This window comes from Streptomyces sp. P5F9 (assembly GCF_057961495.1).
The window spans coordinates 20,231-27,088 of record NZ_JBXVPZ010000090.1; the positions used below are offsets into that span (position 1 = coordinate 20,231).

At 71.7% G+C, this 6,858-nt stretch carries 7 protein-coding genes; 3 read left to right on the forward strand and 4 right to left on the reverse strand.

What is annotated here, in order from left to right; genetic code table 11:
* The first annotated feature begins 106 nt into the window (after positions 1-106).
* Complete coding sequence (locus AC31A1_RS17230; RefSeq protein ID WP_489654164.1) at positions 107-1,144, forward strand: LacI family DNA-binding transcriptional regulator; 1,038 nt, start codon at positions 107-109, stop codon at positions 1,142-1,144.
* A gap of 6 nt (positions 1,145-1,150) precedes the next feature.
* On the opposite strand, the gene AC31A1_RS17235 is transcribed toward AC31A1_RS17230, so the two are convergent.
* The 3 genes from AC31A1_RS17235 to AC31A1_RS17245 all read right to left on the reverse strand — a co-directional run bounded on the left by AC31A1_RS17235 (position 1,151) and on the right by AC31A1_RS17245 (position 3,922).
* Positions 1,151-2,386, reverse strand: a complete 1,236-nt coding sequence (locus AC31A1_RS17235; RefSeq protein WP_489654165.1) for a DUF4032 domain-containing protein — start codon at positions 2,384-2,386, stop codon at positions 1,151-1,153.
* 9 nt (positions 2,387-2,395) lie between these two features.
* Positions 2,396-3,145, reverse strand: a complete 750-nt coding sequence (locus AC31A1_RS17240; protein ID WP_489654166.1) for an MBL fold metallo-hydrolase — start codon at positions 3,143-3,145, stop codon at positions 2,396-2,398.
* 147 nt (positions 3,146-3,292) lie between these two features.
* The gene (locus tag AC31A1_RS17245; protein WP_489654167.1) at positions 3,293-3,922 is read right to left on the reverse strand and encodes an alpha-ketoglutarate-dependent dioxygenase AlkB; all 630 of its coding nucleotides are present in this window, start codon (positions 3,920-3,922) and stop codon (positions 3,293-3,295) included.
* A gap of 147 nt (positions 3,923-4,069) precedes the next feature.
* On the opposite strand from AC31A1_RS17245, the gene AC31A1_RS17250 reads away from it, so the two are divergent.
* Both AC31A1_RS17250 and AC31A1_RS17255 read left to right on the forward strand, forming a co-directional pair.
* Complete coding sequence (locus AC31A1_RS17250; protein WP_489654168.1) at positions 4,070-4,696, forward strand: TetR/AcrR family transcriptional regulator; 627 nt, start codon at positions 4,070-4,072, stop codon at positions 4,694-4,696.
* A 46-nt stretch (positions 4,697-4,742) separates the two neighbouring features.
* Complete coding sequence (locus AC31A1_RS17255; RefSeq protein ID WP_489654170.1) at positions 4,743-6,416, forward strand: FAD-binding dehydrogenase; 1,674 nt, start codon at positions 4,743-4,745, stop codon at positions 6,414-6,416.
* A 31-nt stretch (positions 6,417-6,447) separates the two neighbouring features.
* Here AC31A1_RS17255 and AC31A1_RS17260 read toward each other — a convergent pair whose 3' ends face one another.
* Complete coding sequence (locus AC31A1_RS17260) at positions 6,448-6,798, reverse strand: DUF488 domain-containing protein (RefSeq protein ID WP_489654169.1); 351 nt, start codon at positions 6,796-6,798, stop codon at positions 6,448-6,450.
* Positions 6,799-6,858 lie beyond the last annotated feature (60 nt).

Genomic DNA, 6,858 nt, shown 5'->3' on the forward strand with positions numbered 1-6,858 from the left:
AGCCTTCGCCGGGCATGTTTCTAGAACGTTGCAGTACCGTCGGAGCAGGCCCTTTGGGGCGGCTACCATCCCCTGACGGAACGACACCTCTACCGGAAGGACCACCGTGCCGACCACCCCCGCGGTCCCCGACGGAAAGCGGCCCACCCTGGCCCATGTCGCGGCCCGGGCGGGCGTGTCCGTCGCGCTGGTCTCCATCGTGATGCGCGGGGCCTACGGCGCGAGCGCGACCACCCGCGAGCGGGTGCTCAAGGCCGCCGAGGAGATCGGCTACCGGCCCGACACCCGGGCCAGGGTGCTGCGCAGCAACCGCTCACGCCTCCTCGGCGTGCAGTTCGGACTGCGCCACCCCTTCCACACCGACCTGGTCGAGGGCATCTACGCCGCCGCCGAACCCGCCGGCTACCAGGTCGCCCTGAGCGCGGTCGCCCCGTCGCGCGGTGAGCGGCAGGCCGTGGAGGCGCTGCTCGCCGACCGGTGCGAAGCCCTCGTCCTGCTCGGCCCCGAGGTCCCGGCCGCCCGCCTCGCGCACCTGGCTACCCAGGTCCCCGTCGTCTCGGTGGCCCGAAGGCTGAGGCCCGTCCCACCGGCCGTGGACGTCGTCCGCACCGCCGACGACGAGGGCGCCCGGCAGGCCGTGGACCACCTGGTCGCGCTCGGCCACCGCGCCGTCGCCCACATCGACGGCGGCCGCGCGCCCGGCGCCGCCGACCGCCGCCGCGGCTACCGCACCGCGATGCACCGCCACGGCCTCGACGACCACGTCCGTGTCCTGCCCGGCGGACCCACCGAGGACGACGGGGCACGGGGCGCTCGCACCCTGCTGGCCGAAGCCCCGACGTCCCGGCCCAGCGCGGTCCTCGCCTTCAACGACCGCTGCGCCACGGGAGTCCTCGACACCTTCCTGCGGGCCGGGGTGTCCGTCCCCGGCGAGATCTCCGTGGTCGGCTTCGACGACACCAGCCTGTCCCGGCTCGCCCACATCGACCTCACGACCGTCGCCCAGGACATTCCGCGCCTCGCGGAACTCGCCGTCGGCCGCGCGATCGCCCGCCTGGACGGCGAGGCCGTACCGGACGGCGAGAGCGTGGTCGCGCCGCGCCTGGTCGTCCGCGGCACCACGGCCCCGCCCGCCACGGACTGACCCGGATCACTCCGGTGTCGTCGGCTCCAGGGTCTCGCGCACCTTCGGCAGGATGTTCTTGAGATAGTCCTCGACCGCCGTGTCCAGCCCGATGTCGTGCTGGGCGTGCTCGGACAGGTACCAGCGGTGTTCCAGCAGCTCGTGGTAGATCTCGGCCGGGTCCATCGAGCCGCGCAGCTCCAGCGGTACGGCACGCACGGTGGGCCGGAACACGTCCCGCACCCACCGGTGTGCGAGCACCTCGGGCCGGGCGGCGAGCGGGTCGCCCGGGGAGTAGTCGTCCTGGGTGGCCATCCAGGACTCCAGGTCGTTGAGCAGCCGCCGCGCCTGGTTCTCCTCGGCGTCCAGGCCGGTCAGGCGCAGCAGTTGACGCTGATGGTGGCCCGCGTCGACGACCTTCGGCACGAAGGTCACCGTGTCGCCGTTGGAGGAGTGCTCGATCTGCATCTCGGCGACGTCGAAGCCGAGTTCATTCAGGCGCCGGATCCGGCGTTCGATGAAGTGGTACTTGCCCGCCGGGTACACCGAGACGCGGGTCAGCTCCTCCCACAGACCCTGATAGCGGGCGCAGATCTCCATGCCGAACTCGATCGGGTCGACGGACGGGTGCAGCGCCCCGGACGCCTCCAGGTCGAGCAGCTCCCCGCTGATGTTCACGCGGGCGAGGTCGAGGTCGTAGTCCCGCTGTCCGTTGCTCAGCTGCGGGTGCAGATCGCCGGTCTCAGCGTCCACCAGATATGCGGCGTACGCGCCCGCGTCCCGCCGGAACAGCGTGTTCGACAGCGAGCAGTCGCCCCACGCGAAACCGGCCAGATGCAGCCGCACCAGCAGCACCGCGAGCGCGTCCATCAGCCGGTGCATGGTGGCCGGGCGCAGCGTCGTCTCGAACATCGAGCGGTACGGCATCGAGCCGCCCAGGTGCCGGGTGATCAGCACCGGTTCCAGCGGCTCGCCGGCGGCGTCGACGCGTCCGGTGACCACGGCGAGCGGGTCCACCGCCGGGATGCCGAGCCGGTCCAGGTCGCGCAGCAGCTCGTACTCGCGCAGCGCGGGCCGTTCGGCGAGCTCCTTGACGGCTATGACCTCGCTGCCGGCGCGGGCGTAGCGCACGACGTGGCGCGAGATGCCGCGCGGCAGCGGCACCAGGTACTCGTCGGGCCACTGCTCCAGGGGGACATCCCAGGGCAGCTCCAGCAGGAGGACCGGATGCTCCGGGTTGGTCGCGTTGATCTGCAGTGCCATGGGGTGACCTTAGATCGCGTGTTCGCGGGCGCGCTGCGCCGCCTCACGGACCGGACCGGTGTGCAGGGGGCCGTGGCCGGGCAGCAGTGTCTCCGCGTCCAGCGCTTCGAGGATGTCCAGCGAGGCCACGGCGCGCTCGCGCTCGTGATGGAACATGGCCGGCAGCAGCTGCGGCCCCTTGATCCGCGAGGTCGGGTGGCCGCTCACCAGGGCGTCCCCGGAGATCACGATCCCGCGCTCCGGGAGATGGAACACGCAGTGCCCGCTCGTGTGGCCGGGGGTGTGCACGGGGACGGGCCGGCCGGGCAGGTCGAGCGGGCCGCCCGCGCCGGGGAACGCCTCGGCCGCGGCGACCGGATGCTGCTCGGTGCCGCCGACGCGCATCGCGTGAACCACCCAGGGCAGCACTCCCGGACGCCAGGCGTTCTTCAGGACCGTCCCCACACTCACCTGCTGGAGGAACTCCCTGCGGGCGTGCGGCACTTCGGCCTCGTGGAGCAGGACCGGCGTGCCGTGGGTGTCGCGCAGGTACGCCGCCGAGCCGAGGTGGTCGTTGTGGGCGTGCGTGATCAGCACCGCCTGGACCGCCTTGGGTGAACTGCCCACCTGGGCAAGGGAGTCGAGCACGAGCTGACGGTCGCCGGGGTATCCGGTGTCCACCAGCGTGGCCGCGTCACCGTCCGTGAGGATCACCCAGTTGGTGTTGCTGCCGTGCACCAGATAGGTGCCGTCGGCGACTTGGCGTACCTCTGCCCGCATGACCGTCCCCTCGTACGCGGTGGTGCTCGACGGGGGACAGCCAACCAGACGCCCGCCGGGCGGGCGCGGGCGGGCGGGGGAAGCCGCCTCCGGCGCCGTCCGCCGGGGGCGGCCCCCGCGCGCATCCGAAGCGGCCGCCTCTCCGCCTCAGTGCACGCCGTGCGGGCGGAACTGCACGCTGATGCGCGGTCCCGCGGCGCGAGTGGTCTTGGGGACGCAATGCTCCCAGGTCCGCTGACAGGAGCCGCCCATCACGATCAGATCGCCGTGCCCGAGGGGGCGCCGCACCGACTCGCCGCCGCGCACGGGGCGCAGCAGCAGGTCGCGGGGCGCGCCCACGGAGAGGATCGCCACCATCGTGTCCTCACGGGCACCCCGCCCGATCCGGTCGCCGTGCCAGGCGACACTGTCCCGGCCGTCGCGGTAGTAGCAGAGCCCGGACGTGGTGAAGGGTTCGCCCAACTCCCGTACGTAGTACGCCGAGAGCGCGTCCCGGGCCTCGGCCAGCACCGGGTGGGGGAGCGTGTCGTCCGCGCCGTAGTAGGCGAGCAGTCGCGGTACGGCGACGACCTGGTCGTACATCTGACGGCGCTCGGCGCGCCACGGCACCTCGGCGGCCAGCTCCTCGAACAGGGCGTCGGCTCCCGCGAGCCACCCGGGCAGCACGTCGATCCAGGCGCCGAGCCCCAGTGCCGTACGGCGTGTCCCGCCGAGGGGGCCGAGGCGGAGCTGGTCGGTCTGGTCGAAGAGGGAGCCCTGGAGGTGGTGCGCGGTCATGAGACCAGCGTACTCCTTATTCGAATATCTGTTCCCATTCGGTGGCGACTCTCTTCGGGGCCCCGGTTCCTTGGGGTCCCACCCCTTTGGATACATCGGTGTATCGGATACATTCACGTATCGAACGAAGGACGCGGAGGTCCGGACATGGTGGCGGAGGCGACGGCCAAGCGTGTGACCAGGCGTCGGGTCCGCACGCGCGCCAATCTGCTGGACGCCGCGTTCGCCGTGTTCGCGGCGAAAGGGTTCGGGCGGGTCTCCATCGAGGAGGTCTGCGAGGCCGCCGGTTACAGCCGGGGCGCGTTCTACTCGAACTTCGGCAGCCTGGACGAGCTGTTCTTCGCGCTCTACCGGGACCGCGCCGAGCTGATCGCCGACCAGGTGGCCGGCGCCTTCGCGCTCGACGGGCCCGACCTCGATGTGCCCACCGCGGTGGACCGGGTCACCGACGTGCTGCTGCTCGACCTGGACTGGCTGCTGGTCAAGACCGACTTCCTGGTGCACGCGGCCCGGGACCCGGCCGTCGCCCAGACCCTCCTCGACCACCGGGCACGGCTCCGCGGCGCGATCGCCGACCGGCTCACCCGAGCGCGCGCACACACTCAACTGCCCGCCGTACTGGGCGACATCGACGGCGCCGCCCACGCGGTGATCGCCGCGTACGACGGAGTCACCACCCAACTGCTGCTGGACAAGGACGCCGTGCGGGCGCGTTCCTGGCTCAAGCAGTTGCTCACCGCGCTGCTGACCGACGGCAGCAACACCCCTGAATGACAACCCACTTGTGAATGACAACCCACTTGAGAAGGGCAACGTCGCCATGGATGCGGACGTCATCGTCGTCGGAGCCGGGCTGGCCGGTCTGGTCGCGGCCCACGAACTGACCAGCCGGGGACGCCGGGTCGCGCTCGTCGACCAGGAGAACGCCAACAACCTGGGCGGGCAGGCGTTCTGGTCCTTCGGCGGACTGTTCCTCGTCGACTCGCCGGAACAGCGCCGCCTCGGCATCAAGGACTCCTTCGACCTGGCCTGGAACGACTGGCAGGGCAGCGCCGGCTTCGACCGCGTCGACGACGAGGACTCCTGGGCGGTGCGCTGGGCGCGCGCCTACGTCGAGTTCGCGGCCGGCGAGAAGCGGACCTGGCTCGACGGACACGGCATCAAGCTGCTGCCCACGGTCGGCTGGGCGGAACGCGGCGACCTGCGCGCCCACGGACACGGCAACTCCGTTCCGCGTTTCCACGTCACCTGGGGCACCGGCACCGGAGTCGTCGAACCCTTCGTGAACCACGCCAGGCAGGCAGCCCGTGACGGACTGCTCACCTTCTACTACCGCCACCAGGTCGACGAGTTGGCGGTGGAGGAGGGCGAGGCGCGCGGCGTCCGCGGCACGGTCCTCGCCGAGGACAACGCGGCCCGGGGCGTCTCCTCCAGCCGCGAGGCGATCGGCGCGTTCGAACTCACCGCGCAGGCCGTGATCGTCACCACCGGCGGCATCGGCGCCAACCACGACATCGTCCGCCAGTACTGGCCCGAGCGCCTCGGCACACCGCCCGCCGAGATGGTCACCGGCGTCCCGGCCTACGTCGACGGCCGGATGCTCGACATCAGCGCCGAGGCGGGCGTACGCCTGGTCAACCGCGACCGCATGTGGCACTACACCGAGGGCCTGCAGAACTGGGACCCGGTCTGGCCCGGCCACGGCATCCGCATCCTGCCCGGCCCGTCGTCCCTGTGGTTCGACGCCCTCGGCCGCCGCCTGCCCGACCCGTGCCTGCCGGGCTACGACACCCTCAACACCCTCAAGTACCTGCGCACGACCGAGGACTTGGCAGAACACGACCACTCCTGGTTCATCCTCACCCAGAAGATCATCGAGAAGGAGTTCGCGCTCTCGGGCTCCGAGCAGAACCCCGACATCACCGCCAAGGACAAGAAGGCGGTCCTGCGCGACCGGCTCCTCGGCAAGGGCGCCCCGGGACCGGTGGACGCCTTCCTGCGCAAGGGCGCGGACTTCGTGACCGCCGGCAACCTGGAGCAACTGGTCGAGAAGATGAACCAGTTGACCGACAAGCCTCTCCTGGACGCGGCCGTGGTGCGCCGCCAGATCGAGGCCCGCGACCTCCAGATGACCAACCCCTACAGCAAGGACTCCCAGGTCCAGGGCATCCGCAACGCCCGCCGCTACATCGGCGACCGCCTGGGCCGCGTGGCCACCCCGCACCGCATCCTGGACCCGGCGGCCGGCCCCCTGATCGGCGTCAAGCTGCACGTGCTGACCCGCAAGACCCTCGGCGGCATCCAGACGGACCTGGACTCACGGGCGCTGGCCGCCGACGGCAGGCCGATCGGCGGACTGTACGCGGCGGGCGAGGTCGCCGGCTTCGGCGGCGGCGGTGTGCACGGCTACAACGCCCTCGAAGGCACGTTCCTCGGCGGCTGCCTCTTCTCGGGCAGGGCGGCGGGCCGCGCGGCGGCCGAACAGACGGCCTAGCAGCACTTCTCCAGCCCTACGGCCCGTCTCCTCACCCCTCCAGGAGGCGGGCCAGCACCGAGGCGTGACTCCGCTCCGGCGACCTGACCGCCGTCACCAGGGTCACCGGCCCCATACGGACCAAGTTCCGCAAGGTGTGCAGGAGTTGGGCCGCCTCGGGCTCGGCGAGCTCGGCCTCGTAACGGCTGCTGAACTCCTCGAAGTCACCCTCGCCCGCGTGATACCAGCGGCGCAGTTCGGTCGACGGGGTGATCTCCTTGGGCCACTCGTCGACCCGGGCCGCGTCCTTGGACAGGCCACGCGGCCACAGCCGGTCGACCATGACGCGCACGCCGTCCTCCGGCTCGGGCGGATCGTAGACACGACGCACGCGGACGGTCACGGGCGGGCTCCCTCGGGTGGCGGTGGTGCGGTGAGCCTACGTCCGGGCGGGGAGTGGGGG